The sequence below is a fragment of the Maribacter polysaccharolyticus genome, from assembly GCF_028882255.1.
GTDB lineage: Bacteria > Bacteroidota > Bacteroidia > Flavobacteriales > Flavobacteriaceae > Maribacter_A > Maribacter_A polysaccharolyticus.
Genome location: NZ_JARBUY010000004.1, coordinates 248,670 through 268,090, shown reverse-complemented (window position 1 = coordinate 268,090; position 19,421 = coordinate 248,670). Strand labels below are relative to the sequence as shown.

General features: G+C 43.0%; 19 protein-coding genes. 7 read left to right on the top strand and 12 right to left on the bottom strand.

Translation table 11 applies throughout. The annotated features are described in order from the left end of the window. Together PHU20_RS13820 and PHU20_RS13815 are read left to right on the top strand one after the other, a co-directional pair. On the top strand, positions 1-1,293 hold the full coding sequence (locus PHU20_RS13820) for a BaiN/RdsA family NAD(P)/FAD-dependent oxidoreductase (protein WP_274826341.1): 1,293 nt from the start codon (positions 1-3) through the stop codon (positions 1,291-1,293). A gap of 1 nt (position 1,294) precedes the next feature. Then, a complete protein-coding gene (locus PHU20_RS13815) occupies positions 1,295-1,834 on the top strand; it encodes a DUF1697 domain-containing protein (protein WP_274825977.1) in 540 nt (179 codons plus the stop codon). Here the strand turns inward: PHU20_RS13815 and PHU20_RS13810 are convergent. Continuing rightward, positions 1,831-2,304 carry a TspO/MBR family protein gene (locus PHU20_RS13810; protein ID WP_274825976.1) on the bottom strand — a complete coding sequence of 158 codons (474 nt, stop codon included), beginning with the start codon at positions 2,302-2,304 and terminating at the stop codon, positions 1,831-1,833. The genes PHU20_RS13815 and PHU20_RS13810 overlap by 4 nt on opposite strands. 92 nt (positions 2,305-2,396) lie before the next feature. Here PHU20_RS13810 and PHU20_RS13805 point away from each other — a divergent pair, with 92 nt between their 5' ends. The 5 genes from PHU20_RS13805 to PHU20_RS13785 all read left to right on the top strand — a co-directional run bounded on the left by PHU20_RS13805 (position 2,397) and on the right by PHU20_RS13785 (position 7,424). Next, a complete protein-coding gene (locus PHU20_RS13805) occupies positions 2,397-3,485 on the top strand; it encodes a diphosphomevalonate decarboxylase (RefSeq protein ID WP_274825975.1) in 1,089 nt (362 codons plus the stop codon). 230 nt (positions 3,486-3,715) lie between these two features. Beyond that, complete coding sequence (locus PHU20_RS13800; protein WP_274825974.1) at positions 3,716-4,654, top strand: mevalonate kinase family protein; 939 nt, start codon at positions 3,716-3,718, stop codon at positions 4,652-4,654. Positions 4,655-4,670: 16 nt separating this feature from the next. Beyond that, positions 4,671-5,576: a geranylgeranylglycerol-phosphate geranylgeranyltransferase gene (locus PHU20_RS13795; RefSeq protein WP_274825973.1), complete on the top strand. Its 906-nt coding sequence runs from the start codon at positions 4,671-4,673 to the stop codon at positions 5,574-5,576. Then, positions 5,576-6,526 carry a carbon-nitrogen hydrolase family protein gene (locus PHU20_RS13790; protein WP_274825972.1) on the top strand — a complete coding sequence of 317 codons (951 nt, stop codon included), beginning with the start codon at positions 5,576-5,578 and terminating at the stop codon, positions 6,524-6,526. Before PHU20_RS13795 ends, PHU20_RS13790 begins: the two co-directional genes overlap by 1 nt. A gap of 55 nt (positions 6,527-6,581) precedes the next feature. Next, the gene (locus tag PHU20_RS13785) at positions 6,582-7,424 is read left to right on the top strand and encodes a pseudouridine synthase (RefSeq protein ID WP_274825971.1); all 843 of its coding nucleotides are present in this window, start codon (positions 6,582-6,584) and stop codon (positions 7,422-7,424) included. Here PHU20_RS13785 and PHU20_RS13780 read toward each other — a convergent pair. From PHU20_RS13780 to argG, 11 genes are all read right to left on the bottom strand, one after another. Beyond that, positions 7,421-9,028, bottom strand: coding sequence for a M1 family metallopeptidase (locus PHU20_RS13780; RefSeq protein WP_274825970.1), 1,608 nt, complete (start codon positions 9,026-9,028; stop codon positions 7,421-7,423). The genes PHU20_RS13785 and PHU20_RS13780 overlap by 4 nt on opposite strands. Positions 9,029-9,063: 35 nt before the next feature. Further along, positions 9,064-10,344 (bottom strand): argininosuccinate lyase, encoded by a 1,281-nt coding sequence (gene argH / locus PHU20_RS13775; protein WP_274825969.1) that lies wholly within the window; start codon positions 10,342-10,344, stop codon positions 9,064-9,066. A 63-nt stretch (positions 10,345-10,407) separates the two neighbouring features. After that, positions 10,408-11,478 (bottom strand): M20 family metallo-hydrolase, encoded by a 1,071-nt coding sequence (locus PHU20_RS13770; protein WP_274825968.1) that lies wholly within the window; start codon positions 11,476-11,478, stop codon positions 10,408-10,410. Further along, positions 11,475-12,254, bottom strand: a complete 780-nt coding sequence (gene argB, locus PHU20_RS13765) for an acetylglutamate kinase (RefSeq protein WP_274825967.1) — start codon at positions 12,252-12,254, stop codon at positions 11,475-11,477. The genes PHU20_RS13770 and argB overlap by 4 nt, the downstream gene beginning before the upstream one ends. Next, positions 12,251-13,192, bottom strand: a complete 942-nt coding sequence (locus PHU20_RS13760) for an N-acetylornithine carbamoyltransferase (RefSeq protein WP_274825966.1) — start codon at positions 13,190-13,192, stop codon at positions 12,251-12,253. Before PHU20_RS13760 ends, argB begins: the two co-directional genes overlap by 4 nt. 7 nt (positions 13,193-13,199) lie before the next feature. After that, on the bottom strand, positions 13,200-13,961 hold the full coding sequence (gene proB / locus PHU20_RS13755; RefSeq protein WP_274825965.1) for a glutamate 5-kinase: 762 nt from the start codon (positions 13,959-13,961) through the stop codon (positions 13,200-13,202). 50 nt (positions 13,962-14,011) lie between these two features. Then, positions 14,012-15,208 (bottom strand): glutamate-5-semialdehyde dehydrogenase, encoded by a 1,197-nt coding sequence (locus tag PHU20_RS13750; RefSeq protein ID WP_274825964.1) that lies wholly within the window; start codon positions 15,206-15,208, stop codon positions 14,012-14,014. Next, on the bottom strand, positions 15,205-16,332 hold the full coding sequence (locus PHU20_RS13745; RefSeq protein WP_274825963.1) for an aspartate aminotransferase family protein: 1,128 nt from the start codon (positions 16,330-16,332) through the stop codon (positions 15,205-15,207). The genes PHU20_RS13750 and PHU20_RS13745 overlap by 4 nt, the downstream gene beginning before the upstream one ends. Further along, positions 16,329-17,129 (bottom strand): pyrroline-5-carboxylate reductase, encoded by an 801-nt coding sequence (proC, locus tag PHU20_RS13740; protein WP_274825962.1) that lies wholly within the window; start codon positions 17,127-17,129, stop codon positions 16,329-16,331. The genes PHU20_RS13745 and proC overlap by 4 nt, the downstream gene beginning before the upstream one ends. A 102-nt stretch (positions 17,130-17,231) precedes the next feature. Further along, on the bottom strand, positions 17,232-18,206 hold the full coding sequence (gene argC, locus PHU20_RS13735; RefSeq protein ID WP_274825961.1) for an N-acetyl-gamma-glutamyl-phosphate reductase: 975 nt from the start codon (positions 18,204-18,206) through the stop codon (positions 17,232-17,234). After that, complete coding sequence (gene argG / locus PHU20_RS13730; protein WP_274825960.1) at positions 18,199-19,389, bottom strand: argininosuccinate synthase; 1,191 nt, start codon at positions 19,387-19,389, stop codon at positions 18,199-18,201. Before argG ends, argC begins: the two co-directional genes overlap by 8 nt. Between the last annotated feature and the right edge of the window lie 32 nt (positions 19,390-19,421).

Sequence of the window (19,421 nt, the reverse complement as noted above, 5' to 3'; positions counted from 1 at the left end):
ATGTTCGATGTAATAATAATCGGGGGCGGGGCGTCAGGTTTCTATGCGGCCATTCATATCGCTGAGGCAGACCCCGGTCTTAAGGTCGCGATTTTAGAGAAGGGAAAAAACGTCCTAAAGAAGGTAAGTGTTTCTGGAGGCGGACGCTGTAACGTAACCCATGGGGAATTTGATCCAATGGTGTTAACGAAGAATTACCCACGGGGAGCCAAGGAACTCCTTGGTCCGTTTTATACCCATGGTCCACAGGAGACCATGCATTTTTTCGAGAGTAGGGGGGTGCGTTTAAAAACAGAGGAAGATGGAAGGGTTTTTCCCGTTTCAAATTCGTCCCAAACGATCATCGATTGTTTCTTAAATGAAACGCAACGCTTGGGGATCCAGATATACCGGCAAAGTGCGGTGACCTCCATTGAAGCTTCGGCAACGGAAAACAATACCGATACGGTTTGGAAAATCACTACGGTCAAAAAACAGTATTTAAGCAAAAAGCTATTGGTAACGGCGGGGAGCAATCCTAAAATCTGGAAGTTATTGGAAGGTTTGGGCCATTCCATTGTACAACCCGTACCCTCTTTGTTTACGTTCAATATCAAGGACGAGCGTATTTCGGGAATACCGGGCGTAAGTACACCGGCCAAGGTAGATGTGCTTCCAAGGCAAGCCTTTAACCCTAAAATAACGGTTGATCTAAAAAGTAGGAAAAACATTAAAACCCTGTTTAGTGCCGAGGGTCCGGTACTCATTACCCATTGGGGATTAAGTGGCCCGGCCATATTGCGCTTATCCGCGTGGGGCGCCTTAAAATTACACGATAGTACATATCGTTTTCCGATTCGTGTCAATTGGTTGCCTGATTATCATCAGGCTTCGGTGCTGTCCTTATTGCTCGAAGTAAAGGAGGTCGAAGGTAAAAAAACGGTATTGCGGACGAAAGTGGTCGATATACCCAAACGACTTTGGACGAATCTGGTAAAAGCTTCGGGAATAACCAATGATGGGAAATGGGCCGATGCTACCAGAGAGCAATTACAGCAACTTGCAGATCAATTGACCAACAGTAGGTTCATGGTTGAAGGAAAAAGTACTTTCAAAGATGAATTCGTGACCGCCGGGGGTGTTGATTTGAAGGAAATCAACTTTAAGACCTATGAAAGTAAGCTTTGTAAAGGGCTATATTTTGCGGGGGAAATCATAAATGTAGATGCCATTACCGGAGGATTTAATTTTCAAAATGCCTGGACGGGAGGCTATATAGCCGCCATGGCCATAACGGATGAATTGAAAAAGTAAGATGGTCTATGTTGCATTTTTACGGGGAATCAATGTTAGTGGGCAAAAAAAGATCAAAATGGCCGACTTACGGGACCTTTTCGAAAAATCGGGATTTTGGGATGTTCGTACCTACATTCAAAGTGGAAATGTAGTTTTTGAAAGTGATGTAAGGGATACGGAGAAAATCGGGGATCGTATATCCGGTGCTATTGAGGAACATTATGATTTCCGGGTGCCCATAATTGTAAAAAAGAAGTCTGAAATAGACCAGATCATAGCCCAAAATCCTTTTGTTAGGGATGAGGATATACAAGCCAATAAAATATACTTTGTCCTATTGAAAACCATTCCATCCCCAGCGGCCCTTAAGGATTTGTCCACCATGCATTTCGATAATGAGCAACTTTTGGCAACCCCTACATGTGTTTATTTGAGATGTGCTCTGGGTGCGGGTAAGGCCAAATGTACCAATAATCTGATCGAACGTAAACTTGGGGTCGTAGCGACCTCCCGTAACCACAGGACCATGGTGAAATTGTTGGAACTGGCAAAAGCTTAGTTCAATTCCCAGATTTTATAGTTTAAAACAGTGGCAAAACCCACCCATATCAAATAGGGGATCAGTAACCAAGAAGCAAGTTTACTGACGATCCTGAACCAACGTATGGTCAAAACAACTAAGCAGAGTAGGGTAATAATGACCACAAGGCCCCAAAAAGGCTGTTTAAAACCAAAGAACACGATACTCCATGCGGCATTTAAGATCAATTGAAACCCAAAATGATATAAAGCGGTCTTAACCCATAAATGGTAAAACCCTTTCGCCCATACCAGACCTGCCGCAATCCCCATCATGATATAAAGCATTGTCCATACTGGGGCGAAAATCCAATTTGGCGGATTGAAAACGGGCTTGTTCAAGGAAACATACCAATCATTCACCGAGCTTTGGGTGGCAAAACCGGATAAAATCCCGACCGTTAGGCAAATGCCCACAGCAATGGTTATATAGGTCAGTTTTCTCTTCACTTGGTTGATTGTTGACCTCTAAAATAAGGATTAAAACCGTTGCTTAGTCAACGAATCCACTTAAAAACTATCTTTGCATAAATTGTTTTTTAATGACGCATAAAGAATTCCTTCCTTCAGTATATACAAAACCGGTAACCGATGGGAAGGTGACCTATAAAGCCCCCAGTAATATTGCATTGGTAAAATATTGGGGAAAGAAATCCAATCAGATACCTGCGAACCCGTCCATCAGCTTTACCTTGGATGCTTGTGCCACGACCACAACGATCTCCTATTCGAGGGTAGAGGAAAAAGGTAACGATTTCTCATTTGAATTGTTGTTCGAAGGAAAACCGAAGCCTGATTTTAGACCTAAAATCGAAGCATTTTTCAATCGGGTAGAAGATTATCTTCCTTTTTTAAAGGAGTATCACCTTAAGATCGAAACTTCCAATTCATTCCCCCATAGTAGTGGGATCGCTTCATCGGCAAGTGGGATGTCGGCATTGGCACTGGGTCTTATGCATATCGAAAAACAATTGGATCCCGACATCAAAGCGGATTTTTTCATTCAAAAGGCATCTTTTTTGGCCCGTTTGGGTTCAGGGAGTGCTTGTCGCAGTATCGAAGGTGACCTGGTACAATGGGGAAGCCATAAGGGGATACCTGGCAGTTCGGATCTATATGCCATCAAATATCCGTTTGAAGTACATGGGGTCTTCCATGAATATCAGGATACCATTTTGTTGGTAGATAAAGGACAAAAGCAGGTTAGCAGTACCGTAGGCCATAATTTAATGCACGGGCATCCGTATGCCGAACAACGTTTTGACCAAGCCCATGAAAATATTGAAAAGCTTAATGAGATTTTCAAAGAAGGGAATTTGAATGCTTTTATACACATTGTGGAAAGTGAGGCCCTTACCTTACACGCCATGATGATGACGAGCATGCCTTATTTCATCCTGATGAAACCGAATACCTTGAAGATCATTAAAAAAATCTGGTCATTCAGGGCTTCCTCGAACACCCATCTTTGCTTTACATTGGATGCCGGGGCGAATGTACATGTCCTATATCCGAAAGGGGAAAAGGAAAAAGTACAGCAATTTATTAAGGATGAGTTGGTTGCATATTGCGAAAACGGACAGTATATTTGCGACAAATTAGGCTTTGGAGCCAAAAGATTATTACCTTAGAAGTAATAATTAAATAGGATAAACAACGTTTGTAAAGGAAGCAGTAGGGAATTGGCCAAAGCGTTTTTTGAATATCCCGATTATTTTGTTTATATTTAAATAAATAAGTTTAAACAAAATTGATGGTTAAGGTGGGTCATTATTATTTTTGAGGTAATGAAACAGACCATATAATTCCGGGATGAGCGATAGGTTGATTTATACCGATCCATGGATTTTTAATTGTTATCATGAAAGGACCATTATTTTATTCTAAAATCCTTCTTTTTGGGGAGTATGGGATCATTAAAGATTCCAAAGGACTTTCCATTCCCTATAATTTTTTCAAGGGAGCTTTGAAAAAGGATACCGATCCATCTGAAGCCGCACTAAAATCGAATGGCTATTTAAGGGATTTTGTAGCTTATTTAGAAAGTATTGTTGCCCAAGAGCCCAATTTGGTAGCTTTCGATTTTGAAAGTTTAAAGGGCGACGTTGAGGATGGGATGTATTTTGACAGTTCCATTCCACAAGGATATGGCGTGGGAAGTAGCGGGGCTTTGGTCGCTGCCATATATGATAAATACGCACTGGACAAGATTACCGTACTTGAGAATCTGACCCGTGAAAAACTATTGCGCCTAAAAGCCATCTTTGGTAAGATGGAATCCTTTTTTCATGGTAAGTCATCAGGATTGGATCCTTTGAACAGTTATTTGAGCCTACCCATACTGATCAATTCAAAGGACAATATCGAATCGACAAGCATACCTTCCCAGAACAAGGAGGGTAAAGGAGCGGTATTTTTATTGGATAGTGGCGCCACTGGGGAGACTGCGCCCATGGTGCAACTGTTCATGGAGCAAATGAAGCATGAAGGCTTTCGGCAAATGTTGAAGGATCAATTCATCAAACATACCGATGCCTGTGTCGAGGATTTTATCAGTGGCAATATGAAGTCGCTTTTCGGCAATTTAAAACAACTGTCACATGTGGTCCTTGATAATTTTAAACCGATGATACCGGCTAAGTTCCATCAATTATGGCGACATGGTATCGATACCAACGATTACTATCTAAAACTCTGTGGTTCTGGTGGGGGTGGTTATATTTTAGGTTTTACACAAGATTTGGAAAAAGCAAAAAAAGCACTCAAGGATTATAAATTGGAGGTGGTTTATACCTTCTAGTAATTCAAACACAAAAATGCTTAGCAGAAAGAACAAGCTCTTACTACTAAAGTTATTGAGCCTGTTTTCCATTGTCCGGGGTTATAATATCCTAATGATCGTCTTGGCCCAGTATTTGGCCTCGATTTATATTTTGTCACCCGACTTGCCGTTGCGTAGGGTCGTTTTGGATCTTAACCTTTTTTGCATCGTACTTTCTTCGGCCTTGGTCATCGCTGGCGGGTATATCATCAATAGTTTCTACGATGCGGAAAAAGACCTGATCAATAAACCAGGGAAGAGTATGTTGGATCGTTTGGTAAGCCAACGATTTAAACTTTCGGCCTATTTTACCTTGAATTTGCTCTCCGTGTTTTTTGCGAGTTATGTTTCCTTCCGGGCCGTTTTGTTCTTTTCAGCGTATATTTTCGGTATTTGGTTGTATTCCCATAAATTGAAAAAGATCCCTTTCTTGGGCAATTTCATTTCGGCCACTTTGGCCATTGCGCCATTCTTTGTGGTTTTTGTGTATTATAGGAATTTCGATACGGTGATTTTCGTACATGCCTTGTTTTTGTTCCTGTTGATATTGGGACGTGAGATGATAAAGGATCTTGAGAATATTGCAGGTGATCTGGCCCAGAATTATAAGACCATACCCATATTATACGGGGAAAGGGTCTCCAAGGTCGGCATTTCCATATTGATCGTAATGACGCTTATTCCCTCCCTATTGCTTATCCTTAATTTCGATGTGGGGCATATGCACTACTATTTTATGCTCTGTATCCTATTACTTATCATTTTTCTGGTCCTTTTATGGAAATCAAAAACAAAGTTTCACTATGTTTGGTTACATAATATCATAAAACTCATCATAGTTTTAGGGGTTTTCAGTATTCTTTTGATCGATATCGATCTTGTATTGAACCGAATTTTATAATGGAAAATCTGTTGAAAGTGGCCCTTGCACAAATTGCACCGGTATGGCTGGATAAGTCGGGGACCTTAAAAAAAATCGAAGCATCCGTTTTGGCAGCGGCCAAAGAGAAAGCTGAATTGGTGGTATTCGGTGAGGCCTTATTACCGGGTTATCCTTTTTGGTTGGCTTTGACCGATGGGGCGGCTTGGGATACGAAAATCAACAAAGAATTACATGCCCATTATGTTAGGAATGCGGTGCAAATTGAATCCGGGGAATTGGACAACATTCGTAAATTGGCAAAGGAGCACCGAATCGCCATTTATTTGGGAGTGATCGAAAGACCTCAGGATAGGGGCGGTCACAGTATTTACTGTTCTTTGGTATATATTGATCAAAACGGACTTATAAAATCGGTGCATAGGAAATTACAGCCTACTTATGACGAAAGATTGACCTGGGCCCCAGGGGATGGCAACGGATTGCAAGTGCATTCCTTGAAGCAATTTACGGTTGGCGGACTCAATTGTTGGGAAAACTGGATGCCCTTACCAAGAGCTGCATTATACGGTCAGGGAGAGAATCTACATATAGCGGTTTGGCCCGGAAGCGCTTATAATACCAAAGACATTACACGTTTCATTGCGCGGGAATCAAGAAGTTATGTTATATCGGTTTCTTCTTTAATGAAAAAAACAGATTTTCCGATCGGTACGCCACATCTGGATAAAATCCTTGAAAATGCTCCTGAAGTACTTGCGAACGGCGGTTCCTGCATAGCTGGCCCTGATGGGGAATGGCTAATGGAGCCGGTACTTGATAAAGAAGGGCTCCTTTACCAGTGGTTGGATTTCAACAGGGTGTACGAAGAACGTCAGAATTTTGACCCTGCAGGGCATTATGCCAGGCCCGATGTTACGAAACTTACGATCAATAGGGAAAGGCAATCCACACTTGATTTTGAAGATTGATATTATTTAATCAATCCTTGTTGAATTCATTACCTTTGCGAAAAATTAGAAGATAATGGGAAGGTCAGATTCAAACAAAGACAAAAAGGCATCAGGGCGTCAGGGCGGTACATACAGAAAGAAGAGTTATGCCCGTGGCAATGCTCCGATAAAGAAACGTACCGAACCCCAAAAACCTTCAGACCCTAATTTAATCCGTTTAAATAAATATGTGGCCAATTCGGGGGTGTGTTCACGACGTGATGCCGATATTTATATCGCAGCGGGCAATATTACCGTAAACGGCAAGCCCATTACCGAAATGGGGTATAAGGTTAAGAAAACCGATGTCGTTAAGTTTGACGGACGCGTACTTAATCCGGAAAAGAAAGAATATGTATTGTTGAACAAGCCTAAGGATTTTTCGACCACCATACGTGATGATAAGGGAAAACGAAATGTCAATGGCCTCATATCCAATGCATCCAAGGCAACATTGTTGCCCGTGGATAAAATGGGTAAGGAAGCAACCGGACTTCTATTGTTCACCAACGATGGGGATTTGACCAAACGATTGAAAAGCCCTAAAAACGGACTTCGAAAAATCTATCATGTGGTATTGAACCGCGATCTTCGAAGTGCGGATTTGAAGAAAATCCAGGAAGGCGTCGTAATCGACGAAAAACCCGTTCGTGTGCAGGACATCAGTTTTATCGATGATGCCCCAAAACGGGAAGTCGGGGTAGAGATCTTTAGTTCAAAAAACAAGATCGTTGAACGTATTTTTGAGCACTTGGAATATGAAGTCGTCAAAATAGATCGGGTTGCTTATGCCGGACTCACCAAAAAAGATCTTCCTAGGGGACACTGGAGGTATTTGACCGAGCAAGAGGTCATTAATCTTGGGATGATCCGTTAGATTTTCTCCTCGAACAAAAGCCAGTAATTTGGGTCGAGGACAATATTGTCGGGGCGTGCTTCCAAAGCGAACTCGAAGACTTCCGACTTTTTGTTCACGGTTACCTTCATGATTTTCAGCTCATCATCCTGAACAATGCCGATTTCCAATGGGAAGTCGAATGGATGGTGTTTTTGTATTTGTTCCAGGTCGATTCGTACTTTGCCTTTTTCATAGCTCCAATCCCATTTTATTTCGGGGTGGCCCTTGGTGAATAACCATTGTTGGAAAAAAGGTTCGAGTTGCTCGCCTGAAACCTCTTCCATCGCTTTCCGGAAATCATCGGTCAGCGCATTCGAATTTCGGAAGGTTCCATAATAGTGCCGTATGCCTTTCCAAAAGAGATCATCCCCAAGTTTATGGCGAAGCATATTCAATACCCAACCCCCTTTTTGATAGCTGTTGATACTCAATACGCGCATCGGATCTTTAATGGTAAGGTCGACGATCGGGGACGGATTTTGTTTGTAGTAATCGATGATTTGTTTTCTATCCAGGGCCAATTCATCTTTTCTTTTTTCATCCCCATAAACATGCTCCAAATATAAAATCGAAAAATAGGTGGCGAAGCCCTCACTCAACCATACATGGTTCCAACTGGCTTCGGTAGCCGAATTTCCGAACCACTGGTGGGCAATTTCATGGGCTATCAAGGCTTCAACGGTATTTTTACCGGTGACCGAGTTCTCAAAATAGGCTATGGTACCCGCATTTTCGAGTCCGCCCCATTGCGTTTTTGCCTGCATGTTTGCCAATTTGGCATAGGAATACGGGCCAATATTTTCTATAAAATAATCCAAGACTTTCGAGGCAACATTATAATCCGAAAATCCTTCAAGGCGGTTTTCCGGATAGACCCAAGCCGTTACGGGAATACCATGGACCACATCCAATAATTTGCTCGCAAATTTGGTCACCCCGATCGTTACTACCTTCATGGCTACCGGTGCGGGCTCTTTGTAAGTGGTCAGCTTAAAACCATTGCCCAAGTTACTTTCCTCTAATTTTTCTCCCGTTGCGACTACATCATAATCCTCTGGGGCGGTAATCCGGAATTCAATGGTCGCTTTATCATAAGGGTGGTCTACGGATGGCAACCAATGTCGGGCTAAATTGGGCCAATTGTCCCCAAAAAAAGATCGTTGCCCAAATTTGGTGGTTGATATTACGAGTCCCCGCTCCGGAATACCTTCGTAAAAAACCTTGAAGGTTCGGGTGTTTTCTTTGGATTCGGAGGGAAGAATATGGATTTTGTTTTTACTGAAGGAGTAATTGGCCACTTTATCGCCTTCTAAGACCGTGGTGATTTCCATACCGTACTTTTGCGACTTGCCAATAAGGTCTAAAACGAGTGTATCGACCTTATCCTTAAAAGCAACATTGATTTGGGCCTCCCCTATAATAACGTTGTTTTCATCGTTCAAGGTAAGGTTGAAAATATAATCTTGAACATCTACGGCTTCGTTTTTGGGGTACAGGTCCTGGGCTGCCATTTCGACGATGGCAAACAATAAACAGGTTGCCAAGCAGGTATATCTTTTAAGATATGGGAAATACAATTTCATTTGATCTTGGTTAAATGTGGAAGGTCTGGGTAAATTTAAAAGGATTTTTTCATCTTGCCACGAATTTTATCCAAACATAAATTTCCTAAACTGCCTTCATGCGAGTGTTCAATATCCCTTTTTGGGGTAAAGGTGCCTTCGTTGATTTCCATGCCCATTTTTTTGTACGCATCCCGGAAAGGCATTCCGTTCTGCACCAATTCATTCAAGGTGTCCACACTGAATAGGTAATCGTATTTAGGGTCGTCAAGAATATTTTTATTGACCCTTATTTCTTTTAGACTGAAGGTCAGGATTTCCAAACAAGCCTTTAAATCCTGAATGGCCGGTACGATCACTTCTTTTACCAATTGTAGGTCACGGTGGTACCCACTGGGCAGATTGTTGGTGATCAAGATCAATTGGTTGGGTACTGCCTGTAGTTTATTGCATTTGGCACGCACCAATTCAAAAACGTCCGGATTCTTTTTATGGGGCATGATGCTGCTACCGGTGGTCAATTCATCGGGGAAGGAGATGAAATCGAAATTCTGGCTCATGTATAGGCAGATGTCCATGGCCATTTTTGAAAGGGTTGCGGCAATACTGCTCATTCCGAAAGCTGTGGCCTTTTCCACTTTTCCCCTTCCCATTTGAGCGGCAACAACATTGTACTTCATCGTTTCAAAACCCATTTCCTTTGTAGTAAAGGAACGGTCAATAGGAAAGGAACTGCCATATCCTGCGGCACTTCCCAATGGATTTTGATCGGCTACTTTGTAGGCGGCCTCAATAAAATAAAGGTCATCGATAAGGCTTTCGGCATAGGCCGAGAACCAAAGCCCGAATGAAGAAGGCATGGCTATTTGCAAATGGGTGTACCCGGGCAACATAACTGCTTTGTGTTCTTCGGCAAGATCCATCAATAAATCGAACAAGAGGCCCGTTTCGCTTTTTATCTCCTGTAACTCATTTTTTAGATACAGGTGCATGGCTACCAACACTTGGTCGTTACGGGATCTTGCGGTATGTATTTTTTTGCCGGTATCCCCCAATTTTTCGGTAAGTACGAACTCGATTTTAGAATGCATATCCTCAAAGGAATCCTCTATGGTAAACGAACCTTTTTCAATGGTATCGGCAATGGCATCCAATTCGTTGACCAAAGCGGAGGTTTCCCCATCGGTCAACAAACCGATTTTTCCCAACATTTTGGCATGTGCCTTGGAAGCAATAACATCATATTTTGCCAAGAGCAGATCCAATTCGCGATCATTGCCCACGGTAAAATGGTCTATTTTTTTGTCTGTACTAAATCCTTTGTCCCAGAGTTTCATTTGTTTTCAGTTAACAATTAACAATAGACAATTATCAATTGCCAATTGTTAATTCATTATTGTTTATTGTAAAAATCCCTTTAATAATTTGATGTAAATATCAATGCCTTCTTCGATTTCATTGACGTAAATATACTCATCTGCGGAATGGGAACGGGTACTATCGCCAGGTCCTAATTTCATCGATTGGCACGTAAGCGCCGCCTGGTCCGATAGCGTGGGCGAACCGTATGTCCCACGGCCCAGTTTTATTCCGGATTGCACCAACGGATGGTTGATGTCTATGGAAGACGAATTTAACCGTAGCGATCGTTCCTGTAACTCACAAGGAGCCTCCGCCTTCAATATATCGGCTATTTCCTTATTGCTGTAATGGTCATTTACCCTAACATCGATAACCAGATCAGTATGGGCGGGTACCACATTGTGTTGGCTTCCGGCATTGATCTGGGTTACCGTAAGCTTTACTTCGCCCAGGGCTTCCGAAACCTTTTCGAACCTGTAGTTCTTGAACCAATCCAAAACCTTGATGGCTTTGTAGATCGAATTATCATCGTTCGGGTGGGCGGCATGTGAAGGAGTGCCTTTTACAACGGCATCAAAGACAACCAATCCTTTTTCGGCAATGGCCAAGTTCATAAGGGTCGGTTCGCCGACAATGGCCACATCAATTTTGGGTAAACTGGGAAGCAATCCACGGAGGCTATTCGGACCTGCGTTTTCTTCCTCTGCCGTAGCGGCGATCAGGAGGTTGTGGCTTAAATCTTGAGAAGCATAAAAGTGGGTGAACGTTGCGATCAAGGAAACCAAGGCGCCACCGGCATCATTACTGCCCAATCCATACAGTTTGCCATCTATGATTTGGGGGTCATAGGGATCTCGTGTATAGGCTTGGTTGGGTAATACGGTATCGTGATGGGAGTTTAACAATAAGGTGGGTTTGGTATCGTCCCAGTATTTGTTCTTCGCGATTACATTGTTGTTTTCCCGATCGAACGGAATGTCGAAGGTCTTGAACCAATTTTCAATGGCTTCGGCCGTTTGGTGTTCTTCCCCGGAAAAGGACTGGATGGAAATCAGTTTTTGTAATAGCTCAATGGCCTTTTCGGTTAGCTTTTCCTGATCTATTTTCATAAGGTTATCGTTGTAAAGGTATTTGATTCGGGTTGAAGCATTGAAATATCACCGATACAGACTTTGCCTACATGGTTATGCAGTGCATGAAAGCAATTCTCCATTTTGGGAAGCATTCCATCCGCTATGATCTTTTCCTGTATTAGGTCGGAATATGTTGCCGTGTTGATATGTTGGATTACCGAATCTTCATCTTCCACATTTTTCAATACCCCTTTTTTCTCAAAACAGTAATACAGGGTAGTTTCAAAGATTGGGCTCATCCCAATGGCAATTTCGGAGGCTATGGTATCGGCATTCGTGTTTAAAAGTTGCCCTTTTCCATCGTGTGAAATAGCACAAAAAACAGGGGTGATACCAGCATTGAGCACGGTGTTCAAAAAGTCGGATGCTATTCCGTCTATATCCCCGACGAAGCCGAAATCGATATCCTTTACGGGTCGTTTATGTGCTTTTATACTGTTTCCGTCTGCCCCACTGAGTCCAAGGGCATTGGTGCCCAAGGCCTGCAATTTGGCGACGATATTCTTATTGGCAAGTCCGCCATAGACCATGGTGATGACTTCAAGGCTTTTGGCATCGGTAATACGTCTGCCATTCGACATTTGGGATTCGATCCCCAATTGTGAGGCTAATTTTGTGGCCAATTTTCCACCACCGTGTACCAATATCTTTAACCCTTCCAATTTCGAGAAATTGAGTAAAAACCGTTCCAACTCGGCTTGGTTTTCAATGACATTGCCACCGATCTTAACTATGGATAATTTTTGTTTCATTCCAGATCTTCAAGGATTTTTTTAAGTACCAACTGCGCTGCATAGGTTCTGTTATTGGCTTCTTCTATGACCAAAGATTGCTTGCTGTCGAGTACACTGTCCTCAACGATGACATTTCTACGCACAGGTAGGCAGTGCATGAATTTGGCATCCCCCAATTTATCCTTGGTGATCATCCAACTTTTATCCTGGTTCAGGACCTTGCCATAATCTGAGTAGTTACTCCAGTTCTTTGCATAAACAAAATCGGCATTTTCAAACGCTTTGTCCTGGTCATACTCTATGGTGGCATCTTTGGTGATAGTAGGGTCCAATTCATACCCTTTGGGGTGTGTGATCACAAAATCGGCATCTTGCAACTGCATCATTTGTACAAATGAATTGGCAACGGCATGGGGAAGTGCCTTGGGGTGGGGAGCCCAGGATAGAACCACTTTTGGCCTAACTTTGGTATTGTTTTCTGCCAAGGTGATCGCATCGGCCAAGGCCTGTAGCGGATGCCCCAATGAACTCTCCATATTCACGATGGGTACGGTGGCATATTTTCGGAAACCGTTCAATACTTCTTCGGCTTCATCCTTGACTTTATCTTTTAGTAAGGCAAAGGCCCTAATGGCTATGATATCACAATATTGGGAAACTACTTGGGCCGCTTCCTTGATATGTTCGGAGGTACCTTGGTCCATAATGGTGCCGTCGCCATATTCCAGGGCCCAACCTTCGTTCCCGAAATTCATGACCATGACCTCCATCCCCAAATTCATGGCGGCTTTTTGTGTGCTCAATCGTGTCCTAAGGCTATTGTTGAAGAAAAGAAGGCCAATGGTCTTGTTTTTTCCCAACGTTTTGTTTGCTACCGGATTCTTTTTTAATGAACGGGCCTCGTCGGTCCATTTTTGTAATGAATCGATATCAGCTATGGAAAGGTAATTTTTCATCTTAATATTAATTTATTTTGGTGTGCTTACTAAGGTCCATTAAGGCGTCAGTAATGAAATTGTCCTTTAATCCGTTTACGATCCATGTTGCAATTCCTGCTTTTTGGGCAATGGAAGCCGCCTCAATTTTGGATTGCATGCCACCGGTACCATGGGATGATTTGGAATTACTTATTTCCTTGAGCAAGCTTTGTGTTCCCGATACCATAGCAATGGTTTCGGGAGTCTCATTTTTGAGGGATTCTTTGGTGTAGACGCCGTCGGTATTCGTGGCGATCATTAGTAAATCGACCTTTAAGAGTGCTGCCGTCAACGCCGCTAATTTATCATTGTCCCCAAACTGGATCTCATCAGTGGCAACAGTGTCATTCTCATTGATGATCGGAATAAAATTATTCGCGACCAACACATTGATGGTGTTTTTGATATTGGCCTTGGCATCTGGATTTTCAAAATCGGAATAGGATAGGAGACATTGGGAAGTGAAAAGTCCCAACTCTCGAAAATTCTCTTGAAAAATACGCATTAGATGGGGTTGGCCAATTGCTGCCAAGGCTTGTTTTACCTTTATTTCCTCCCCATTGTGTTCCAGTTTCACAAATTGCTTGGCTGCGGCAATCGCACCGGAACTTACGATAATGAATTCGTATTCATCCTTTAGGGCATCTATTTGCCTTGCAATGTCCTCTATCTTCCCTCGGGAAATCTGATTGGTTTCCTTGGTCAAGGTATTGCTGCCTATTTTCAGTAATATTCTTTTTTTGTCCATTTCCTTTTTCCTTCAATCTGTCCGACGTCAAAAAAACCGGTACGCCAGTGTTACCTTACCTGTCCATTTCCTTTGATATACCATTTGTTGGTTACCAAATGTTGCAATCCGATAGGGCCTCTTTGGTGTAATTTATCCGTGCTAATGGCGAGTTCCCCTCCAAGTCCGAATTGACCACCATCGGTAAACCGGGTTGATGCATTGTGGTATACGGCCGCAGTGTCAACACCATTCATGAACTCCGTTGCGGAACTGTCATTTTTGGTAATGATGGCCGCGGAGTGTCCACCACCGTATTTATTGATCTTAACCATGGCCTCTTTTAGGTCTTTGACCTCCCCCAAAAGGATCTTGTAATCCAGAAATTCTTCATACCAAATCGCCTCATTGGCAATCAAGGAAGTGTTCGCAAGACCATTTAAATGCCCATCGACCCAAATCGTCACCTTGCTTTCCAATAGCTTTTTGGTCAATGTATCCAAAAATACCGATTTGTTGGGCAATTGTTCGTGGATCAATACCTTATCCAAAGCATTGCATGCCGATATCTTGGTCGTCTTTGCATTGATAATGATATCGATGGCCATATCTTGGTCGGCATCGACATCAACAAAGACAAAGTTATTTCCCCTTCCGCTGACGATTACCGGGCAGGTAGCATGTTGCTTAACAAAGGCAATCAGTTTTTCCCCACCTCTGGGTACGATCAAATCCAATTTCTGGGTAGGGTTTTCCAAAAATGCTTGGGTTTCGGAACGGTCATATTGCAAATAGGTCACCCATGATGTGGATATCTGGTTTTCCTGCAATGCTTTGTGCCAAAGGTCTACCAGGACCAAATTGCTGTTCAAGGATTCCTTTCCACCCTTCAATACTATTTTATTGCCCGATTTGAATGCGATTCCCGCAGCCTCTATGGTTACGTCGGGGCGGGATTCGTAAATGATCAACACGGTCCCGAAAGGCGCGGTTCTATTACTGACCGACATGCCATTCCCATGTTCAAAATGAAACCGTTCTTTATTCAACGGGTCCTCTTGTTGTTCAAGTTCTTGGAGGGAACGAACCATTCCCTCGATCTTGTTGTCATCGACCTTTAGGCGGTCGTACATGGCAAGGTCATCACCCTTATAGCCGTCCATATCCTTTGTATTGGCCTTCAAAAGGGTTTCCTTTTCCTTTTCGAGCCATTTTATCATTGAATTCAGGACGGCATTACGTTGTTCGATGTTCAATAATAAACTCATGATAAAGCCACTTTTAATTTATCGAAAAACAGATCCATTTCTGCCTTCGTGATATTTAAGGCGGGTAAAATCCGCAATATATATTTGTCTTTTGCCCCCCCGGTGAACAGGTGTTGCCCATAAATTAATTTTTTACGGAGTTCGGCAACCTCAAAATCAAATTCCAGACCCAGCATTAACCCTTTCCCCTTGGTACGTTTTACCTGGGGTATTTCCTTGGCTTTCTGTTTGAAATACTCACCAAGGTGATGGGCGTTGGCCATAAGATGTTCTTTTTCCATAACCTCGAGTACGGCCAATGAAGCGGCACAAGCCAGGTGATTTCCCCCAAAAGTGGTACCGAGTAAGCCGTAAGAAGCTTCAATGTCCTCGTGGATCAATACTCCCCCTACCGGAAAACCGTTGCCCATGCCTTTAGCTATGGTGATGATATCGGGTTGGATGTCATGGTGTTGAAAAGCAAAGAATTTTCCGCTTCGCCCAAAACCCGACTGAACTTCGTCCGCAATGAGAATGACATTGTGCTCTTTGCACTGTTTTGCAATGTTTCGATAAAACTCCGTTGAAGGTTCGTCCAAACCACCCACTCCTTGAATGGCCTCCAGGATAACCGCACATACATCCCCTTTTTTGATTTCCTTTTCAAATGCATCGCTGTCATTGAAAGGCAAAAAGGTTACTTTTTGCTGTTTGTTGATGGGGGCGTTTATTTTTTCGTTATCGGTGGTCGCGACTGCCGCTGAGGTTCTGCCATGAAAACTGTTCTTAAAGGCAATGACCCTGGATTTACCCGTTTGGAAAGAAGCCAATTTCAAGGCGTTTTCGTTTGCCTCGGCCCCAGAATTACATAGGAAAAGGTTATAGTCCCCACATTGTGAAAGCTCACCGAGTTTGGTAGCCAATTCTTCTTGTAATGGATTCTGGACCGCATTGCTGTAAAATCCGATTTTATCCAATTGATCCTTTAACCTTTTTACATAATGTGGATGTGAATGCCCTATGGAAATTACGGCATGGCCACCATAAAAATCCATGTATTCCTGACCTTTGTCATCGGTTACCACAATGCCTTTGGCCGAAACGGGGGTTACGTCATATAGGGGGTAAACATCAAATAATTTCATTGGTTCTCTTTTTTAAATTCACTGATTTTATCAAAGGAAGCTACGATACCTTGGATCAGGGAAGAACTGAGTCCATGGTGTTCCATTTCGTTCAACCCTTGAATGGTACAGCCCATAGGGGTGGTCACCTTGTCGATTTCCTCCTCGGGGTGGTTTCCCGATGCGATCAATAATCCGGCAGCGCCATCACAGGTATGCATGGCCAATTCCTGGGCTTCCTTGGCATCGAAACCAAGTTGTATGGCCCCTTGTGTCGTGGCCCTGATCAATCGCATCCAAAAGGCGATTCCACTGGCACAGATAACGGTAGCTGCTTGCATCTGTACTTCGGGAATTTCCATGGAATGCCCCATTCGGTTAAAAATGGCCTTGGCCAATTCAATTCGTTTCTTTCCTTTTTCGTTGGCACAAATACAGGTCATGGATTTGCCGACAGAAATAGCGGTATTGGGCATACTGCGTATGATATGGTGGTCTTTGCCGATTATATTTTCCATTTTTTCAATACTATAGCCCGTAATGGTCGAAATGATCACATGTTTTTCGGTAAGGAGGTCTTTGAGTCCCTCCAATAATTTTGCGATATGTAAGGGCTGAACGGCAAAAATCAGTATATCGGAATTTTTGACGGCCTCCCGGTTATCGGTTGTAACCTTGACAATTCCGTATTTTTCAAAATGTTCAATGTCCGAAATATTTCTTTTGGTAAGGTACATTTTAGTGGCACCATCACTTTTCAAGATTCCCTTGGCAATGGACAATCCCAAATTACCGGCTCCTATTATGGCTATTTTCATGAATATTATCTTTAATCTAAACCCCCACTAAGCGGGAATTCCTTTAATCCTGGTTTACGGTTTCAAAACTGGTCTCGACGTTGCTCTACCCTACAACGATCATTAAAAAACCCCTGCTTTCAATTGCAATCCTTCACTTTCCGCATAGCCAAAGATCAGGTTCATGTTCTGAACGGCTTGTCCCGAAGCTCCTTTCAACAAGTTGTCTATGGCAGAGGTAATCAAAAGCACATCATTGTGTTTGTGCAGGTGGATATGGCACTGATTGGTGTTTACTACCTGCTTCAGGTCAATGGGTTCCATGGCAATTTGGGTAAAGTGGGCCTCTGCATAAAATTCTTGGTACAATTGTACGGCGTCCTCCACAGTACCTTCAAAAGGGGTGTAGGCCGTAGCTAAAATACCCCGGGTAAAATTGCCTCGCATGGGAAGGAACATTATTTCCCCCGTGTTTTCCTGCAATGATCTTACACTTTCGTTGATCTCTCCCAAATGTTGATGGGTAAAGGGTTTGTACCAAGAAACATTGCCGTTGCGCCAACTAAAATGGGTGGTTGCGGACGGACTGATACCTGCGCCCGTACTCCCGGTTACGGCATTTACATGTATTTGTGCATTTAACAATTGGGCTTTCGCCAAAGGCAAAAGCGCCAATTCTATGGCCGTCGCAAAACATCCGGGGTTCGCTATATATTGCGCATTCCTAATGTTTTCTTTCTGTAATTCGGGAAGGCCGTAAACAAAATCCTTACCATCGTATACCGAATCTTTATGCAACCTGAAGTCATTACTAAGGTCAATGATCTTCGTATTTGACGAGAAATCGTGCGCATTCAGGAATTTGGTCGAATTGCCATGTCCCAAGCAAAGAAAAACCACATCTACCTCCAAGTTTACCGAGCCGGTAAACCGTAAATCGGTCAACCCCAATAGATCGGGATGGGCAGCCGCAATGGCTTTACCTGCCCTCGTGGTACTGTAAACGAAATCTATTTCGACCTTTGGGTGGTTCAGGAGAATTCGGATCAATTCGCCCCCTGTGTAACCAGACCCACCGATAATACCTGCTTTAATCATTGTTGTGGTTTACATGGTTGTATATTTTTCCTGGGTTGGAAAGGATCTTGATGAACCCTTTGGCGTCATCCGCTGTCCAACCTTTATGGATCTCCCCGTAACTTCCGAAAGAAGCATTCATCAAATCGTGTTCGGATGAAATTCCGTTCAATCTAAATTGGAACGGATACAAGCTTACGAAAACATCGCCCGTAACGTTCTTTTGTGTATCGGTCAGGAATGCCTCGATATTCCGCATTACCTCGTCGAGATAATTGCCTTCGTGCAAAAGCATGCCATAGAAATTACCCAATTGTTCTTTTTGGAACTGCTGCCATTTACTTAAGGTGTGTTTTTCCAATAAATGGTGCGCTTTTATTATGATCAATGCCGCAGCTGCTTCAAAACCGACCCTTCCTTTTATTCCTATAATGGTATCGCCTACGTGAATGTCCCTGCCAATGGCATATTTCGAAGCCATGGCTTCCAACTTCTCGATATTCGCAACAGGATGGTCTTTTTCCCCATCAATGGCTACCAATTCCCCTTTCTCAAAGGTCAAGGTTACCTCAGAAGGTTCTTTCTCTTGCAATTGACTGGGATAGGCACTATCCGGTAAAGGTAAATTGGAGGAAAGGGTTTCATCGCCCCCAACGGAAGTTCCCCATAGCCCTTTATTGATGGAATACTTGGCTTTTGCCCAAGGGTAGTCGACCCCGTTTTTCTGCAAATATTCAATTTCATATTCCCTAGAGAGTTTGTTGTCCCTGATCGGGGTTATGATCTCGATTTCGGGAGCTATGATTTGAAAGATCATATCGAAACGGACCTGGTCGTTACCAGCCCCGGTACTGCCATGGGCAATATATTCGGCGCCTATGCTTTTTGCGTAGTTGACGATTTCTATGGCCTGAACGATCCGTTCGGCACTCACGGATAACGGATAGGTGTTGTTTTTTAGGACATTGCCGAAAATCAGATACTTGACAACCTTATCGTAAAAGGTTTTGACGGCATCGATTGAAATATAGGAAGTTGCCCCCAATTCCAGAGCCTTTGATTTTATGGTTGCAATCTCTTCTTTTGAGAAACCGCCCGTATTTACGCTAACCGCATGTACTTCGAATCCTTGATCTTTTGACAAATACTTTGCACAGTAAGAGGTGTCGAGCCCCCCACTATATGCTAAAACTAGTTTTTTCATTATTGATGATTTTATATTCCTGTTAACGGAGA

What these genes read in the sequence shown, in the direction of transcription:
- PHU20_RS13790 (WP_274825972.1), top strand. Translation starts at nt 5,576, where the DNA reads ATGGAAAATCTGTTGAAAGTGGCCCTTGCACAAATTGCACCGGTATGG.
- PHU20_RS13760 (WP_274825966.1), bottom strand. Translation starts at nt 13,192, where the DNA reads ATGAAAAATTACCTTTCCATAGCTGATATCGATTCATTACAAAAATGG.
- argG (WP_274825960.1), bottom strand. Translation starts at nt 19,389, where the DNA reads ATGAAAAAACTAGTTTTAGCATATAGTGGGGGGCTCGACACCTCTTAC.
- PHU20_RS13820 (WP_274826341.1), top strand. Translation starts at nt 1, where the DNA reads ATGTTCGATGTAATAATAATCGGGGGCGGGGCGTCAGGTTTCTATGCG.
- PHU20_RS13800 (WP_274825974.1), top strand. Translation starts at nt 3,716, where the DNA reads ATGAAAGGACCATTATTTTATTCTAAAATCCTTCTTTTTGGGGAGTAT.
- PHU20_RS13805 (WP_274825975.1), top strand. Translation starts at nt 2,397, where the DNA reads ATGACGCATAAAGAATTCCTTCCTTCAGTATATACAAAACCGGTAACC.
- argC (WP_274825961.1), bottom strand. Translation starts at nt 18,206, where the DNA reads ATGATTAAAGCAGGTATTATCGGTGGGTCTGGTTACACAGGGGGCGAA.
- proC (WP_274825962.1), bottom strand. Translation starts at nt 17,129, where the DNA reads ATGAAAATAGCCATAATAGGAGCCGGTAATTTGGGATTGTCCATTGCC.
- proB (WP_274825965.1), bottom strand. Translation starts at nt 13,961, where the DNA reads ATGGACAAAAAAAGAATATTACTGAAAATAGGCAGCAATACCTTGACC.
- PHU20_RS13745 (WP_274825963.1), bottom strand. Translation starts at nt 16,332, where the DNA reads ATGAAATTATTTGATGTTTACCCCCTATATGACGTAACCCCCGTTTCG.
- PHU20_RS13785 (WP_274825971.1), top strand. Translation starts at nt 6,582, where the DNA reads ATGGGAAGGTCAGATTCAAACAAAGACAAAAAGGCATCAGGGCGTCAG.
- PHU20_RS13750 (WP_274825964.1), bottom strand. Translation starts at nt 15,208, where the DNA reads ATGAGTTTATTATTGAACATCGAACAACGTAATGCCGTCCTGAATTCA.
- argH (WP_274825969.1), bottom strand. Translation starts at nt 10,344, where the DNA reads ATGAAACTCTGGGACAAAGGATTTAGTACAGACAAAAAAATAGACCAT.
- PHU20_RS13815 (WP_274825977.1), top strand. Translation starts at nt 1,295, where the DNA reads ATGGTCTATGTTGCATTTTTACGGGGAATCAATGTTAGTGGGCAAAAA.
- argB (WP_274825967.1), bottom strand. Translation starts at nt 12,254, where the DNA reads ATGAAACAAAAATTATCCATAGTTAAGATCGGTGGCAATGTCATTGAA.
- PHU20_RS13780 (WP_274825970.1), bottom strand. Translation starts at nt 9,028, where the DNA reads ATGAAATTGTATTTCCCATATCTTAAAAGATATACCTGCTTGGCAACC.
- PHU20_RS13795 (WP_274825973.1), top strand. Translation starts at nt 4,671, where the DNA reads ATGCTTAGCAGAAAGAACAAGCTCTTACTACTAAAGTTATTGAGCCTG.
- PHU20_RS13770 (WP_274825968.1), bottom strand. Translation starts at nt 11,478, where the DNA reads ATGAAAATAGATCAGGAAAAGCTAACCGAAAAGGCCATTGAGCTATTA.